The sequence below is a fragment of the Streptomyces sp. NBC_01171 genome (genome assembly GCF_045039805.1).
Lineage (GTDB): Bacteria > Actinomycetota > Actinomycetes > Streptomycetales > Streptomycetaceae > Streptomyces.
Window position 1 is genome coordinate 5652292 of sequence record NZ_CP108609.1, and the last position, 14654, is coordinate 5666945.

General features: G+C 71.8%; 15 protein-coding genes. 3 read left to right on the forward strand and 12 right to left on the reverse strand.

Translation table 11 applies throughout. The features are described from left to right. Positions 1-28: 28 nt before the first annotated feature. The 7 genes from modB to OG448_RS26080 form a co-directional block, all read right to left on the reverse strand. Positions 29-883, reverse strand: a complete 855-nt coding sequence (gene modB, locus OG448_RS26050) for a molybdate ABC transporter permease subunit (protein WP_405557312.1) — start codon at positions 881-883, stop codon at positions 29-31. Further along, positions 880-1701, reverse strand: coding sequence for a molybdate ABC transporter substrate-binding protein (gene modA / locus OG448_RS26055; protein WP_405557314.1), 822 nt, complete (start codon positions 1699-1701; stop codon positions 880-882). Before modA ends, modB begins: the two co-directional genes overlap by 4 nt. A gap of 491 nt (positions 1702-2192) precedes the next feature. After that, entirely contained in the window at positions 2193-2591 is a 399-nt protein-coding gene (locus OG448_RS26060; protein WP_405557316.1) for a molybdopterin-binding protein, read from the reverse strand. Between the two features lie 68 nt (positions 2592-2659). Further along, the gene (locus OG448_RS26065) at positions 2660-4612 is read right to left on the reverse strand and encodes an amino acid transporter (protein ID WP_405558961.1); all 1953 of its coding nucleotides are present in this window, start codon (positions 4610-4612) and stop codon (positions 2660-2662) included. A gap of 349 nt (positions 4613-4961) precedes the next feature. Next, positions 4962-5492 carry a universal stress protein gene (locus tag OG448_RS26070; protein ID WP_405558963.1) on the reverse strand — a complete coding sequence of 177 codons (531 nt, stop codon included), beginning with the start codon at positions 5490-5492 and terminating at the stop codon, positions 4962-4964. Between the two features lie 184 nt (positions 5493-5676). Beyond that, positions 5677-5877 carry a DUF5999 family protein gene (locus tag OG448_RS26075; protein ID WP_030808771.1) on the reverse strand — a complete coding sequence of 67 codons (201 nt, stop codon included), beginning with the start codon at positions 5875-5877 and terminating at the stop codon, positions 5677-5679. Between the two features lie 374 nt (positions 5878-6251). Beyond that, positions 6252-6836 carry a hypothetical protein gene (locus tag OG448_RS26080; RefSeq protein WP_405557318.1) on the reverse strand — a complete coding sequence of 195 codons (585 nt, stop codon included), beginning with the start codon at positions 6834-6836 and terminating at the stop codon, positions 6252-6254. A gap of 578 nt (positions 6837-7414) precedes the next feature. Between OG448_RS26080 and OG448_RS26085 the strand changes: the two genes are divergently transcribed. Both OG448_RS26085 and OG448_RS26090 read left to right on the forward strand, forming a co-directional pair. Further along, positions 7415-8932, forward strand: a complete 1518-nt coding sequence (locus tag OG448_RS26085; protein ID WP_381075166.1) for a glutamate--cysteine ligase — start codon at positions 7415-7417, stop codon at positions 8930-8932. A gap of 184 nt (positions 8933-9116) precedes the next feature. Beyond that, entirely contained in the window at positions 9117-9884 is a 768-nt protein-coding gene (locus tag OG448_RS26090; protein ID WP_405558965.1) for a CPBP family intramembrane glutamic endopeptidase, read from the forward strand. 1 nt (position 9885) lies between these two features. Here the strand turns inward: OG448_RS26090 and OG448_RS26095 are convergent, their stop codons facing one another. From OG448_RS26095 to OG448_RS26115, 5 genes are all read right to left on the reverse strand, one after another. Further along, positions 9886-10698: a PhzF family phenazine biosynthesis protein gene (locus OG448_RS26095; protein ID WP_405557319.1), complete on the reverse strand. Its 813-nt coding sequence runs from the start codon at positions 10696-10698 to the stop codon at positions 9886-9888. A 75-nt stretch (positions 10699-10773) separates the two neighbouring features. Then, positions 10774-11604: an ammonia-dependent NAD(+) synthetase gene (gene nadE, locus OG448_RS26100; protein ID WP_405557320.1), complete on the reverse strand. Its 831-nt coding sequence runs from the start codon at positions 11602-11604 to the stop codon at positions 10774-10776. Positions 11605-11711: 107 nt separating this feature from the next. Next, positions 11712-12293: a DinB family protein gene (locus OG448_RS26105; RefSeq protein WP_405557322.1), complete on the reverse strand. Its 582-nt coding sequence runs from the start codon at positions 12291-12293 to the stop codon at positions 11712-11714. Between the two features lie 64 nt (positions 12294-12357). Continuing rightward, positions 12358-13095, reverse strand: coding sequence for a VOC family protein (locus tag OG448_RS26110; protein ID WP_405557324.1), 738 nt, complete (start codon positions 13093-13095; stop codon positions 12358-12360). A 79-nt stretch (positions 13096-13174) separates the two neighbouring features. Continuing rightward, complete coding sequence (locus OG448_RS26115; RefSeq protein WP_405557326.1) at positions 13175-13861, reverse strand: SMI1/KNR4 family protein; 687 nt, start codon at positions 13859-13861, stop codon at positions 13175-13177. Between the two features lie 152 nt (positions 13862-14013). Here OG448_RS26115 and OG448_RS26120 point away from each other — a divergent pair, with 152 nt between their 5' ends. Continuing rightward, positions 14014-14637, forward strand: a complete 624-nt coding sequence (locus OG448_RS26120) for a PadR family transcriptional regulator (protein ID WP_405558967.1) — start codon at positions 14014-14016, stop codon at positions 14635-14637. Positions 14638-14654: the final 17 nt, after the last annotated feature.

A 14654-nucleotide genomic window follows, 5' to 3' on the forward strand; every position in this document is an offset into this window, starting at 1 on the left:
GTCGGTGTCCTCCGTCCTCGCGGCACCGTCACGCTCCCCTCATCCACCGGTCCCGCAGGCCGGCCAGCACCGCGATGGACACGGCCAGCAGGATCAGGCTGAGCGCGATGGCGGCCTCCGGGTCGTTCTGGAGGGCGAGGTAGACCGCGAGCGGCATGGTCTGGGTACGGCCGGGGAAGTTGCCCGCGAAGGTGATCGTGGCCCCGAACTCACCGAGCGCGCGGGCCCACGCCAGCACGGCACCGGCCGCGATGCCGGGGGCGATCAGCGGCAGGGTGACCCGGCGGAACGCGGTGAAGCGGGACGCGCCGAGCGTGGTGGCCGCCTCCTCGTAGCGCGGGTCGGCCGCCCGCAGGGTGCCCTCGACGCTGATGACGAGGAAGGGCATGGCGACGAACGCCTCCGCGATGACCACACCGGCGGTGGTGAACGGCAGGGTGATGCCGAACCAGGCGTCCAGCGACTTGCCGACGATGCCGTTGCGGCCCAGCGCGAGCAGCAGCGCGACACCGCCGACGACCGGGGGCAGCACCAGCGGGAGGGTCACCAGCGCCCGCACCAGACCCCGGCCGGGGAACTCCGTACGGGCCAGCAGCCAGGCCAGCGGCACGCCGAGCACCAGGGCGACGGCGGTGGCCGCGGTCGCGCTGATCAGGGAGAGCTGGAGCGCCTGCCACACCTCGGTGCTGGTGAGCTGGGACGGCAGGCTGCGCCAGGGGGCGCGGACCAGCAGGGCGAGCAGCGGCACCAGCAGGAACGCCATGGCGAGCAGGCCCGGCACCAGCAGCGCGACCGGCACGCCACGATGGGCGCGGACACGCGGGCGCCGCGGGCCGTCCTTACTGGGACGGGCCGCGGCGGCGGCCTGCTTCAGCTCGGTCACGGCTTGAGGAAGCCGGCCTGGGTCAGCACCTTCTGGCCCTCGGGTGACTTCACCAGGGCGATGAAGGCGGCGGCCGCGTCGGCGTTCTGCGTGTTCTTCAGCGGGGCGATCGGATAGTCGTTGATCGCGTCCTTGGACTCGGGGAACTCCACGCCCTGGACCTTGCCGCCGGCGGACTTCACGTCGGTCTTGTAGACCAGGGACGCGTCGGCCTCCTTCAGCTCCACCTTGTTCAGAGCGGCCTTGACGTCCTGCTCGTAGGAGACCGGCGTCACCTTGATGCCGCCGGCGTCGAGCACCTTCTGTGCGGCCGCGCCGCACGGCACGGTCTTGTCGCAGAGGACGACCTTGAGCCCCGGGTCGGTGAGGTCCTTCAGCGAGGACACCTTGTCGGGGTTGCCCGGCAGGGTGGCGATCTCGAGCTGGTTGCGGGCGAAGGTCGACGGGGCGCTCGTCGTGTCCTTCTTGTCGGTGACGATCGACATGGTCTTGGGGCTGGCGGCGGCGAACACGTCCGCCGGGGCGCCGCTGGTGATGCTGGCGGCGAGGGTGTCGCTGCCACCGAAGTTGAAGGCGACCTTGGTGCCGGGGTGCCGCTGCTCGAACTGCTTGCCCAGCGTCGTGAAGCTCTCCTTGAGGGAGGCGGCCGCGAACACGGTGACCGTGCCGGACAGCTTGGGGGAGGCGGAATCGGAGCTGCCGGCCTGGGCGGTCGTGGACCCGTCGGGGTGGGAGCAGGCGCTGAGGGCCAGGAGGGCGGCGACTCCCGCACCGGCCAGCGGCAGCATCCGGCGGGTCCGGCGTGCGGAACGGGTCATCACGGTCCTCTACTCCTCGTGTCGGCGGAACAACGCTCGCGCCTTTCCAGGGGGCCGGGGATCGGCCACGAGGCCGATGATACCGCCGCATTTGCCAGACGTAAGTCAGGTTTCATATCGCATGAGCTGTGAAGTAGTTACTTGGAGCTGGCATATGCGTTGTCCGGAGGTGTGCGGGGGCCGCAGTTCGAAGCGGACACCAGCTTGGGCGGTCATCGGGCGGTGCTGAGCCGGGCCGAGATCGGCCCGGACTTCGCGGACGCCCCCGCCCTGCCGGCGGTCACGATCGACGGGACGCCGCTGGACCCGGCCTGGCCGCGGTGTGGGTGCTGCCGCGGGACCGCTGCGGGGCCCGGCACATCAGCGGCAGCACCGGCATCCGGGTCGACGGAGGCTGTCACTTCGGTGCCGCGGCACCCCTGCCGGCCGACCGGGCGTCGCTCGCGGCGAGCTGACGGGCCGGCGGCACCCGGACCCGCTTCCGGGGCCGCTCAGAAGCGGTCGACGTGCACGTTGGTCGACTTCACCCGCGCGGTGGCCTCCATGCCGACCTCCAGCCCCATTTCGTCGACCGCCTCGCGGGTGAGCAGCGAGACCAGCCGGTGGGGGCCCGCCTGGATCTCCACCTGGGCGGCCACGTCGCCGAGCTTGATGGCGGTGACGATGCCGGGGAACGCGTTGCGCACGGAGGTGACCGAGGTCTCCTCCTCGGCCGTCCCGCCAGACTGGGCCAGCTCGACGGAGAACGCGGCGAGGTCCTGGCCGGCGATCAGACGCCGCCCGGACTCGTCCCGGTGGGTGGCCATCCGCCCGGCGTCGGCCCAGCGGCGGGCGGTGTCGGAGCTCACGCCGAGGAGCCGGGCTGCCTGGCCGATCGTGTAGGACTGCATGCTGGTCACCATAGATCGAGAGGTCGGCGGGCCGGGCGCCGCGCGGGACGCGACAGTGCCCGGACGGGTCAGCCGGTGTGCACGCGGGGGCGGCGGGCCCGGTCCGGCTCCGCCTCGCGCAGCACCTCGCGGGTGACCGGGGCGACCTCGCCCTGGCCGAAGAGGAAGAAGCGCAGGAAGTTGGCGAACGGGTTGCCCTCCGTCCACTCGAAGAAGATGTGCGGCGTACGCCCGGTCAGGTCCCGTACGTGCAGCAGCAGTGCGGCGAGGGCGTTGGGGATGGAGGAGGACTCCACGGTCAGTACCCGGTAGCGGTTGTGCAGGACCTCGCCGCGCACCGTCAGGCACGTCTCGAACTCCGAGGGGTCGGCCACCGTGACCTCGACGAAGACGAAGTCCTCCTGCTCGGGCATGTCGTTGTCGGTACGGATCTGCTCGATCTTGTCGCGGTACTCGGCCCGGTCGCGGTTGTCGGGCTCGTTGGCGATGAACCGGATCTTCCGGCTGGCCATGTCCCGGACGAACCGTTCCGCCATCGAGTCCATCGCCACGCTGGTCACCCGCAGCTCGAAGGAGCGGGCCAGCCGGGACAGCAGGGAGACCAGCATGATGCCCGCGATGAAGCAGGCGCCGATCTTCACACCGTCCGGGCGCTCGATGACGTTGGCGACCGTGGTGTACAGGAACACCGCGGAGATGACACCGAACCCGATGGTCCAGCCGCGCTGGCCGGCCTTGCGCGCGGCGATGGTCACCGCGATGGCGGCCGAGCTGATCAGCACCAGCACACCGGTGGCGTAGGCGCCGCCCTGCTTGTCCACGTTGGCGTCGAAGAGCCAGGTGACCAGGAAGGCGATCAGGATGAAGACGATCACCATCGGGCGTACCGCGCGGGCCCAGTGCGGGGCCATGCCGTACCGGGGGAGGTAGCGGGGCATCAGGTTGAGCAGGCCGGCCATGGCGGAGGCGCCGGCGAACCACAGGATGGCGATGGTCGAGACGTCGTAGACCGTGCCGAAGGCGTTGCCCAGGTACTCGTGGGCGAGGAAGGCGAGGGCGCGGCCGTTGGCCTGGCCGCCGGGCTTGAACTCGGCGGCCGGGATGAGCAGCGTGGTGATGAAGCTGGTGGTGATCAGGAAGCAGCTCATGATCACGGCGGCGGTGGTGAGCAGCTTCTTGGTGTCCCGGATGCGGCCCGCCGGGCGTTCCTCGGTGTCACCCTCCTCGCCCTGGACGTGCGGCATCACGGCGACGCCGGTCTCGAAGCCGGAGAGGCCGAGGGCGAGCTTGGGGAAGACGATCAGGGCCACGCCGATCATCACGAAGATGTTGCCGTGCTGGACGGTCAGCGCGTCGGTCCAGTCGGTGACCACGTGCTCGGCGGTCAGCACGTGCCACAGGCCGCTGATCACCACGACGAGGTTGAGCGCGAGGTAGATGCCGACCAGGGCGACCGCGACGCCCATGGCCTCCAGGAAGCCCTTGAGGAAGACCGCGCCGAGCAGCGCCACCAGGATCAGCGTGATGAGCATCTGGTGGCCGTGCAGGGTGCTGGTCAGATGCGGGTTCTCCACCAGGTGGGTGGAGGCGTCGGCGGCGGAGAGGGTGATGGTGATCAGGAAGTCGGTGGCCGCGAACCCCAGCAGGGTCAGCACGAACAGCTTGCCCTTCCAGAAGGACAGCAGCCGTTCCAGCATGGCGATGGAGCCCTGCCCGTGCGGGCTCTCCTGTGCCACCCGCCGGTACACCGGGAGGGCGCCCGCCAGGGTGACGACGACCAGCACGATGGTCGCCAGCGGGGAGAGCAGGCCGGCCGCGAGGGCGGCGATGCCGGGCTGGTAGCCGAGGGTGGAGAAGTAGTCGACGCCGGTCAGGCACATCACCCGCCACCAGCGCTGGCCCCGGTGCGGGGGTTCCGGCTCGGCGTGCGGACCGGTCAGGCCGCCCCGCTTGCCCATGTCGGAGAGCCCCTGCAGCATCCAGCCGCGCAGACGGCTGGGAGGGTGCTCGGTCGTGGCCATCGGCGTGCTCCAGGTGGTGCGGCTCGGCTGCCTGCGGTCACTGCCTGCGGTCACGCGGACAGCCGGACCAGCGTATGCGGAGAGTGACGCTTGCCCCATGGATTCCGGGCCGGGGAGGCGTCAATCCTGCGTTAAGAATGGGCCGACGGGGGCTGCTGACGCGCCCATAAGTGAAGGCCCGGAGCCTGTGTGGACAGGAGGCGCGGTGTGCGGGCGGCGCCGGGGGAGGGGTGTTCTGGGCTCCGGGAGCGGACACCGAGCGTCATCTCGGGCAAGATCGTCGGGCGGTCGTCCGCACCTTGTCCATGCTGCCCCGCGCGGGGGTGGTCCGCAGCCCAGCGCATCGGGGTCAGAGGCCGCGGATGTCCAGGCGCCAGTGCCAGGCGTTGCGGCGGTGGACGGCCGTCAGGTCGGACTCCAGCGGCGAGGGCGGCACCGCGAGCACCGGGCAGCGGGCGCGGGCGAGGCACTGCCGGGAGACCCGGCCGGAGAAGGCCCGGCGCAGCCCGCGGCGGCCCGCGCCGACCACCAGCAGGTCGTCCTCGCGGTCCGCGACCGCCAGCAGCGCCCGGCCCGGCGTGCCGCGCACGATCACCGCGTGCAGGGGGAGGCCGGGGCCCTCCTCGCCGAAGAGGTCGTCGAGCAGGGAGGTCAGCCGGTGTTCCGCCATCCGCTGCCACTCCTCGGTCAGCGGGTCGGCGACGACGGAGCGCCGGCCGGTCGGATCACCGCCGGGCGGCGTCCAGGCCAGCACCGGCCACAGCTCGGCGGCCAGGCGGTGGGCGAGCGCGGTGGCCCGGCGCAGGACCGTGACGCTGCCCAGGGACCCGCTCACACCGACGACCACCCGCGTGGCCAGGGGGGCGTCGTAACCGGACATCACTTCACGCTCCTCGGGGACGGACCGCTCGCGCATCCTTGTTCCATCCCACTCCCGTCCGGCCGATTCGACCAGCCGGCGCCCCGCTCGCCGGCCCCGGACGCGAGTCGGGGCCGGTGCGCACCATGTGTGCGTCCGGCCCCTGCGATCGTCGGGCGGCCTCGCCGGCCCGCCCGGATGCTGCTCAGGCGGCGGTCATGAGTGCGCCGAGCGGTCGGTGGGGGGCGATGACCCGGCCGTCGGGCAGCAGCTCACCGGTGTCCTCGAAGAGCAGAACGCCGTTGCACAGCAGACTCCACCCCTGTTCCGGGTGGTGCGCCACGAGACGGGCCGACTCGCGGTCGGCGGACTCGGCTGGCGGGCAGGTCGGTTGATGCTGGCACATGGGCGGGATCTCTCGCTTTGTCGTGGTCATGTCCGTCCCCCGTGGTGAAACATCGGTCGGAATCCAGTGTTGCCCGCTGGGCGTCGTTCCGCAGGGATTTCGCAGCACCGCTCCTTACTCGTTCATGACGTGTCACCCGCGCGGACGGTTCAATCCAACCCCACTGTCCCTTTGGGTGGTTCGGTGTGACCGGAAAGGGCTAGTCCATTCGGTGGAGTGGCGCCTATTCGCTCGTAGGAGCGGGCAATTACTCGCACGAGCGAAATGTGTGGGGCTCACGGAAAATACCCGCACCCCGGGCAGAAATCCGGCGTACCCGGAGAAAAGACCGTACCCCGCTTCCGCGCCGGGAAGCGGGGTACGCGGGGGGTCGGTCAGGCGGGTGAGCCGAGAAGGGGCACGGGAGTCGCACGATGGGTCAGCACGGGCAGCAACTCCGAGACCCGGTGCGGCCGGTGGGCCCGGATGCCGGGCGGCGCCGGGGCGAGCGGGACGAGGAGGTCGGTGGCCACCGGGTGGCCCTCGGCCGGGTCGGCGGTGGGGTCACCGTGCAGCCACAGCGTGAGCATGTACAGGCCCGGCACCGACAGCAGGCGCGGCTGGTAGGGCTGGAGCAGTGCCTCGGCCTGCTGGAGCGCCCGCTCGGTGGACGGGATGTAGGGGCCCTCGAAGAAGTGCGAGAAGGCCCAGCCGTCCGGGGTGAGCACGGTGTCGGCCGCCGCGACCGGGCGGTCGCCGGCCCGGATGACGAACCGCCAGCCCGTCAGCCGCGTCGCGGACAGGCCCTCGGGGGTGATGTGGTCCAACACGTGCAGGGCGAGCGGGACTTCGGGCGTGACCGGACCCTGCGCGGCACGCAGGGTGGGGGTGCGCGCCTCACGGACCGCGGTGGGGGAACCGAGGGCCGTGAGGACGGAGTGCAGTGCGGGCGCGGGCGCGGGGGGCACGTGCAGCGGCATGGTGGGTCGCCTCTCGTTCGACAGGCGCGGCGGCGCGATGAGGGTGGGGCGGACGGCACTGTCTGCTCACAGGTGGAGGGCCGGGGGCGGCGGGGTCCGGAGCGGACGCGACTGCGACGGAGATCTGCCGGTCGTCACCGGACGGCCGGAATGCGGCGGAAACGCGTCAGAAACCGGTACCGAGGAACCATCCTTCGGCCCTGTCCGCGAAGTTTATACGACACGTGTTCACCCGTTGTTTCGGCTATCCGATTCCCATAGTCCGAGCAAGGCGATATCCGGTCGCGGATACGTGCTGAACATCCCGATTTCCCGGCCGCAGGGGTCCCCTGACCTCGTCGTACCCCGCCCGCGCGGTCGGCCGATTGTCGTCGGCGTTTTTCACGAGGCGATCAGGGCACCCGAAGATGCGTGATGCGGCATGCCTCGTGAATGTGCCGCAGGACACTTCCGTCAGAATAATGGGCGGCGAGGCCGGATGCGGCGTTATCGATCGCTTCCGCTGGGCATCATCCCAACCGATCCGGGAGCCCCGGCGGCCGGACCCTCGGGCCGCCCATCCGAGGAGGGACACTTCCATGGGGGAGAAGGTCGTGGCAGGCCCGTTCGACCTGTCCGATCGCCAGCGCTACCGCGAAAAGCTCCAGAAGTGCCTGGCGGGACTGGAGCGACTGCTGGCCGAGAAACGGTTCGACCGTCCCAAGAACCTGATGGGACTGGAGATCGAATTGAATCTCGCCGGCCCCGACGGTATGCCGAAAATGCTGAACGGCGAGGTACTGGAGCGGATCGCCAGCCGCGATTTCCAGACCGAACTCGCCATGTTCAACCTGGAGGTCAACATAGCCCCCCACCGGCTGGGCGACCGGGTATTCGACCGGCTCGCGGAGGAGCTGCGCACCTCCCTCGCCTACGCCGACCGCAAGGCGGGCGAGGTGGACGCCGGAATCGTGATGACCGGCATCCTGCCCACGCTCGGCCGGGACGACCTGGTCTCGTCCAACCTCTCCGAAGTGGACCGGTACGCCCTCCTCAACGACCAGATCGTCGCCGCGCGCGGTGAGGACTTCCGGCTCGACATCGAGGGCGTGGAGCATCTGCGCTGCACCTCCCGCTCCATCGTCCCCGAGGCGGCCTGCACCTCCGTGCAGCTCCATCTCCAGGTGACGCCCGACCGGTTCGCCGACGTGTGGAACGCGGCGCAGGCGGCCTCGGCCGCGCAGATCGCGGTCGGCGCCAACTCGCCGTTCCTGTTCGGGCACGAGCTGTGGCGCGAGTCCCGGCCGCCGCTCTTCCTCCAGGCCACCGACACCCGCCCGCCCGAACTCCAGGCCCAGGGCGTACGGCCGCGCACCTGGTTCGGCGAGCGCTGGATCACCTCCGCCCACGATCTGTTCGAGGAGAACCTGCGCTACTTCCCGCCCCTGCTGCCGATCTGCGACGACGAGGAGCCGCTGGAGGTCCTCGACGCCGGCGGAGTGCCCAAGCTGGCCGAACTCGTCCTGCACAACGGCACGGTGTACCGCTGGAACCGCCCGGTCTACGACATCGCCGACGGCGTTCCCCACCTCCGGGTGGAGAACCGGGTGCTGCCCGCCGGGCCCACCATCACCGACGTGATCGCCAACGCGGCCTTCTACTACGGGCTGGTGCGCGCGCTCGCCGAGGAGTCCCGCCCGGTGTGGACCCGGCTGCCCTTCGAGGCCGCCGAGGCCAACTTCGACGCGGCCTGCCGGTACGGCATCGACGCCCGCTTCACCTGGCCCCGGCGCGGCCGCTACGGCGGTACGGCCGAGGTCGACGCCGTCACCCTGGTCCGCGACGAGCTGCTGCCGATGGCCGCCGCGGGACTGGACGCGTGGGGGATCGAGGCGGCCGACCGGGACTTCTACCTCGGGGTCATCGAGGAGCGCTGCCGCAAGCGGGTCAACGGCGCTTCCTGGCAGGCGGCCACCTTCCACCGGGCGCTGGAGAAGGGCCACGGCCGGGAGGAGGCGCTCGCCGCGACGACGCGCCGGTACGCCGAGCTGATGCACGCCGGGGAACCGGTGCACACCTGGCCGGTGGGGCTGCCGGAGCCGGTGCCGCTGGGCTGAGGGCATTTCCGGGGTCACGGCCGTACGCGGGTGTTCCGTCCGCGTACGGCCGTGCCGTGTGCCACCCGGTGCGCGGGCCGGCCGGGTCCTTCTGCGATCCTTTGCCCGAACGCAGGCGCGCGGGGGCAGGTCGAGCCGCCCGGCGCCCGGAACGCGGGTGGAGGCGGAACCGGTGGCCGAGTCCATGGCATGGCAGCAGCCCTCCCGGCGGATGCTGCGGGACGAGACGCTGATCGTGCTGGCGCTCTCGCTCGGGGCGAGCGGGGTGTCCGCGCTCATCAGCTTCATCGGCTCGGTCACCAAGCCCGGCGGGCTCAAGGACCAGGCCGCCACCCTCAACGCCTCCGCCGCGCCCGGCCGGCCCTGGCTCGACCTGGCCTGGCAGCTCTTCGGGATCGCGTCCGCGCTGGTGCCGGTGGCGCTGGTCGCGTATCTGCTGTGCCGGGAGGGCGAGAGCCTGCGCGTGATCGGCTTCGACCGGGGGCGGCCCTGGTCCGACCTGGCGCGGGGCGCCGCCGTCGCGGCCGTGATCGGCAGTACCGGGATCGCCTTCTACCTGGCCGCGCGCGGTCTCGGCTTCAACCTCACCGTGGTGCCCGAGGCGCTGCCCGACGTGTGGTGGAAGTACCCGGTGCTGGTGCTGTCGGCGGTGCAGAACGCGGTGCTCGAAGAGGTCATCGTCGTCGGCTATCTGCTGCGCAGGCTGGGCCAGTTGGGCTGGAGCCCGGGGACCGCGCTGGTGGCCAGCGCGGTCCTGCGGGGCTCGTACCACCTCTACCAGGGCATCGGCGGCTTCATCGGCAACATGGTGATGGGCGTGGTGTTCGTCTGGCTGTACCGCCGCTGGGGCCGGGTCGGCCCGCTGGTCGTCGCCCACTCGCTGCTCGACATCGGCGCCTTCGTCGGATACGCCCTGCTGGCGGGCAAGGTGGGCTGGCTGCCGACTCCCTGAGCTACGCCAGGAGTTCGCCGTCCATGACGGTGACCGCGCGGCCCCGGAGCAGGGTGCGGTCGCCGCGCAGGCCGGTGTGGATCAGACCGGTGCGGCGGGATGCCTGGAGACCGGTGAGGTCGTCGCGGCCCAGGCGGGGGGTCCAGTAGGGGGCGAGTGCCGTGTGGGCGCTGCCGGTCACCGGGTCCTCGTCGATGCCGACGTTCGGGAAGAAGCAGCGGGAGACGTAGTCGGAGCCCAGGGTGGGGTCCTCGGCGCGGGCGGTCACGATCACGCCCCGGCTGGAGCAGCCGCCGAGTTCCCGGTGGTCCGGGGCCAGCTCCAGCACGGTCTTCTCGTCGGCCAGTTCCACCAGCAGGTCCCCGACGTTCGGCCCGGTGTCGAACGCGGCCACCGGCTCGGCGCCCAGCGCGTCGGCGAGTCCTGCGGGGATCTCCACCTCGGTGAGCGGCGCGGTGGGGAAGCCCAGGGTGATCTCCCCGTCCTCGTGCGGCGTGGCGACGACCACCCCGCTGCGCGTGGCGAACCGGACGAGGCCCTCGTGGGCGCCGGTGGTGTACAGCACGTGTGCGGTGGCGAGGGTGGCGTGTCCGCACATCGCCACCTCCGTGACCGGGGTGAACCATCGCAACGCCCAGTCGGCCTCGCCGCCCTCGGGCAGCCGGTGGGCGAAAGCCGTCTCGGAGTGGTTGACCTCGGCGGCCACCTGCTGGAGCCAGTCGTCGTCCGGGAACACGTCGTCCAGGAGCAGGACCCCGGCGGGGTTGCCGGTGAAGGGGCGGTCGGCGAAGGCGTCGACGATTCGGATGCGCATGCGCAGACCCTAGGGGGTCGCACGACCGCACGGCCAAGGCCAGTTCAGGACGGGTGGCCTTGGCCGGGCGGGGGCTCAGGGAGCGAGCGGGAGCCGGCGCTTGTGTTCCGTGCGGTGGTAGCGGTCGACGATGGTGGTGTACGCGGGCTCCGGGACCGGCTTGCCTTCCAGGAGGTCGTCGATGTCGTCGTAGGTGACGCCGAGGGCCGTCTCGTCGGCCTTGCCGGGGTCGAGGGTCTCGAGGTCGGCGGTGGGGGTCTTCCAGACCAGCTCGGCGGGGGCGCCGAGGGCGTCGGCCACGGCGCGGACGCGGCGCTTGGTGAGGCCGGTGAGCGGGACGACGTCGGCCGCGCCGTCGCCGTGCTTGGTGAAGAAGCCGGAGACCGCCTCCGCCGCGTGGTCGGTGCCGACGACCAGGCCGTCCTGGGCGCCGGCCACCGCGTACTGGGCGATCATGCGCTGGCGGGCCTTGATGTTGCCCTGCACGAAGTCCTGGTGGTACGCGTCGCGGAAGACCACGCCGCCGGCCACGACCGCGTCCAGCGCCGCGTCGCTCGCGGGGCGGATGTCGACGGTCAGGGTGCGGTCGGGGCGGATGAACTCCAGCGCGAGCCGGGCGTCGGCCTCGTCGGCCTGGACGCCGTACGGCAGCCGCATCGCGTAGAAGGTCGCCTCGTGGCCGGCCGCGCGGGCCCGCTCGACCGCGAGCTGGCACAGACGGCCCGCCGTGGTCGAGTCCACCCCGCCGCTGATCCCGAGCACCAGTGAGCGCAGGCCCGTGGAGGTCAGGCGCTCGGCGAGGAAGGCCGTCCGGCGCTCGATCTCCTGCTCCGCGTCGAAGAACTCGGGCACCTGGAGCTCGCGGGCGATCTCCTTCTGCAGCGGCGTGGGGGCCAGGTCGGTCATGCTGCTCGTTCCTCACACTTCGGCGGCGGCCCTCACCTGCGGGCCGGTGCCATTCTGGCAAACGCCGGGCGGGCCGGTGCGCGACGGGTCACGCCTCCCGCGACGGGTCACGCCTCCCGCGCCGCGCGCTCCACCCGTGCCCGGTGCACCACCCACCAGGCGGGGTCGTCCGACGGCATGCCGGCGTTGCCCCGGTCCGTCCCGGTGGTGCCGTCCACCAGCTCCCGGACGATGTCGGCGTGCCCCGCGTGCCGCTGGGTGTCGGCGAGGACGCGTACGACGGCGTGGTGCAGGGTCACCTCGTCCCGGCCGCTCGGCCACCAGGGCACCCGGCCGACGGTGTCCAGCGGGAGCGCCTCGATCGTCGCGTCCGCGTGCGCCCAGGCACGGCGGTACAGACCCACGATGTCCGCGCGTGACTCCTCGGCGGTGGCCCACATGTCCGCGTTGACCTCGGCGCCCTCCGCGAGCCACGGCAGCGGCTGCCCCGAGGGCCGCCCGAAGGTGTCCCCGAGATACCCCAGCTCCACCCCGGCCGCGTGCTTGACCAGGCCCAGGAGGTTGGTGCCGGTCGGGGTGAGGGGGCGACGGGCGTCGTACTCCGAGAGCCCGTCGAGCTTCCAGAGCAGGGCTTCACGGGCGGACCTCAGGTAGCGGAGCAGGTCGGCCTTGGGGTCGGGGGAGGTCATGGGGTGGGTCCGTCCCGGAAGTCGTCGGCCGGGGTCTCCCGGCGGTGGATGGTCGCGGTGCGGATCACAGCGGGACCAGGAGGCAGAACTCGTTGTCCTCGGGGTCGGTGAGGACTGTCCAGGAGACGTCGCCCTGACCGAAGTCGAGGTCGGTGGCACCGAGGGCGCGGAGGCGGTCCGCCTCCGCGGCCAGGTCGTCGCCGGGGTAGGGGCGGAGGTCGAAGTGGACGCGGTTCAGGCCGGTCTTCGCGTCGGGGGTGCGGACCAACTCGAGGTAGGGGCCGACGGCCTTGGCGGAACGGAGGCGCGCGAGGTCGTCGGTGACCTCGTGCACGTTCCAGTCCATGGCCTCGCCCCAGAAGCGGGCCATGGCGTGCGGGTCCGCGCAGTCGACGACCACCGCGGCGACGGGGCCGGTGTCCCGGTACAGCTCCCGGGGTTCGAGTACGCAGAACTCGTTGCCCTCGGGGTCGGCCAGGACGGTCCAGGGGACGTCGCCCTGGCCGATGTCGGCGGGGGTGGCGCCCAACTCCGCCAGCCGGGCGAGCAGTTCCGCACGGTGGGCCTCGGAGGTGGTGGCGAGGTCGAGGTGGACGCGGTTCTTCACCGTCTTGGGGACCGGGACGTCGAGGATGTCGATACAGACGGCCTCGGGGGAGGGGTACGTGATGCCCTCCGGCTCGACGTTCGTCTCGTCGGGCGTGTCCCCGGTGACCTGCCAGCCGAGCGCCTCGGCCCAGAACCGGCCGAGCGCGGACTTGTCCCGGGCCTTCATCGAAATCTGCACCAGACGCGTCGTCATGCGGGCGATCGTATGCCCGCGTGGCGAGGGGCGGCCAGCCGGTTTCCCGGTGTCCTGGGACAGCGAACCTCGGTCGTCGTCAGCTACGTTCGGCGTGGCCCAGCCAGTCCAGGTACCAGCGGGCGAACGTCACCGGCCGGCCGTCCTCGTCCAGGAGCGGGGCCAGGTCCACATCGTCCGCCCGGTCGTCGTTCCACATCCGTCCCCGTTCGGGACCGCTGATCACCAGCCACTGCCGAAGAGCGCAGCCCTGGTGGCACAGGACGATCGCGCCGACCGTGCGCTCCGGGTTCCACATCACCTCTTCCCACCGCTCGTCCCACGCCTCGTAGGCGGCGTCGAAGTCCTCGGTCCCGTCGCCGTCCTCGAAGTCCTCCTCCCGGGGGCATTGCCCGACGAGCGCCTTCAGGGCCGCCGGGTCCAGCGGTTCCGCGGGAAACGGCTCGGCCAGTCGGGACCAGTCGGCCAGGTCCGCGCCGTCACCCGCCCACCGCCACACGCCATCCGTCCGCCGCACCGGGAAGACCCCGTAGGCGGGTCCCGCGCCTCCGGCGCCCACCTGGAGCAGGAACGTCCGGTACTCCGGTGGCAACTCGACGCCGATGCGCGCCTCCAGATGGGCCAGGTCCGCCGGGGACAGGACCGGATCGAGGTGGAAACGGTGGCCGTTCGCTCCGAAGACGGCGGGGCTCGGTCCGTCCTGCACCGGTGCGGCCGCCAATGCCTCCACGCGCTCCCGCACGCCCACCCACGACTGGTCATCCATGTCGCGGAGCGTAGCCCGCCGCTCGGACAGCCGGGCCGCGCTCTTCTTCACGCAGGGGCTTGTCGGTGAGGGTGTTGCCGATATATCGTCGACGTGTCGCGTAAGGAACGCGATCGGATGTGATGGATCGACGACAGAACGGAGTGATCGTGATGCACGGGCATGGATTTCAGCGAGGGCACTGGGGTGCCGGTCCCGGGCGGCACGACCGGGGTGGGTTCGAGGGGGAGCGGGGGGCGTTCGGGCCCTTCGGTCCGGGGGGACCCGGGTTCGGCGGGCCGATGTTCGGTGGGCCGGGTTTCGGGGGCGGCCGGGGGCGTGGCGGGCCGAGGGGACGGGCGCGGCGTGGCGATGTGCGGGCCTCGATCCTGGCGCTGCTCAAGGACCGGCCGATGCACGGGTACGAGATGATCCAGGAGATCGCCGAGCGCAGCGGTGGCGCGTGGAAGCCGAGCCCCGGCTCGGTCTACCCGACGCTGCAACTGCTCGAGGACGAGGGCCTGATCGCCAGCGAGAGTGAGGGCGGCAAGAAGCTGTTCGCGCTCACCGAGGCCGGCCGCACCGCCGCCGAGGAGGGGCCGGACGCCCCCTGGGAGGAGGCTTCGCGGGGCGTCGACTGGGAGGCGCTCAGCGAGATCCGCCAGGCCGGGTCCGGCCTGATGGAAGCCTTCGGGCAGGTCTGGAAGACCGGCACCAAGGAACAGCGGGACAAGGCGCTGGCCGTCCTCAACGACGCCCGCAAGAGGCTGTACCTCATCCTCGCCGACGAGGACTGAGCCCTTGCCCGCGAGGG

What these genes read in the sequence shown, in the direction of transcription:
- modA (WP_405557314.1), bottom strand. Translation starts at nt 1,701, where the DNA reads ATGACCCGTTCCGCACGCCGGACCCGCCGGATGCTGCCGCTGGCCGGT.
- OG448_RS26060 (WP_405557316.1), bottom strand. Translation starts at nt 2,591, where the DNA reads ATGCAGTCCTACACGATCGGCCAGGCAGCCCGGCTCCTCGGCGTGAGC.
- OG448_RS26065 (WP_405558961.1), bottom strand. Translation starts at nt 4,612, where the DNA reads ATGGCCACGACCGAGCACCCTCCCAGCCGTCTGCGCGGCTGGATGCTG.
- OG448_RS26070 (WP_405558963.1), bottom strand. Translation starts at nt 5,492, where the DNA reads ATGTCCGGTTACGACGCCCCCCTGGCCACGCGGGTGGTCGTCGGTGTG.
- OG448_RS26075 (WP_030808771.1), bottom strand. Translation starts at nt 5,877, where the DNA reads ATGTGCCAGCATCAACCGACCTGCCCGCCAGCCGAGTCCGCCGACCGC.
- OG448_RS26080 (WP_405557318.1), bottom strand. Translation starts at nt 6,836, where the DNA reads ATGCCGCTGCACGTGCCCCCCGCGCCCGCGCCCGCACTGCACTCCGTC.
- OG448_RS26085 (WP_381075166.1), top strand. Translation starts at nt 7,415, where the DNA reads ATGGGGGAGAAGGTCGTGGCAGGCCCGTTCGACCTGTCCGATCGCCAG.
- OG448_RS26090 (WP_405558965.1), top strand. Translation starts at nt 9,117, where the DNA reads ATGGCATGGCAGCAGCCCTCCCGGCGGATGCTGCGGGACGAGACGCTG.
- OG448_RS26095 (WP_405557319.1), bottom strand. Translation starts at nt 10,698, where the DNA reads ATGCGCATCCGAATCGTCGACGCCTTCGCCGACCGCCCCTTCACCGGC.
- nadE (WP_405557320.1), bottom strand. Translation starts at nt 11,604, where the DNA reads ATGACCGACCTGGCCCCCACGCCGCTGCAGAAGGAGATCGCCCGCGAG.
- OG448_RS26105 (WP_405557322.1), bottom strand. Translation starts at nt 12,293, where the DNA reads ATGACCTCCCCCGACCCCAAGGCCGACCTGCTCCGCTACCTGAGGTCC.
- OG448_RS26110 (WP_405557324.1), bottom strand. Translation starts at nt 13,095, where the DNA reads ATGACGACGCGTCTGGTGCAGATTTCGATGAAGGCCCGGGACAAGTCC.
- OG448_RS26115 (WP_405557326.1), bottom strand. Translation starts at nt 13,861, where the DNA reads ATGGATGACCAGTCGTGGGTGGGCGTGCGGGAGCGCGTGGAGGCATTG.
- OG448_RS26120 (WP_405558967.1), top strand. Translation starts at nt 14,014, where the DNA reads ATGCACGGGCATGGATTTCAGCGAGGGCACTGGGGTGCCGGTCCCGGG.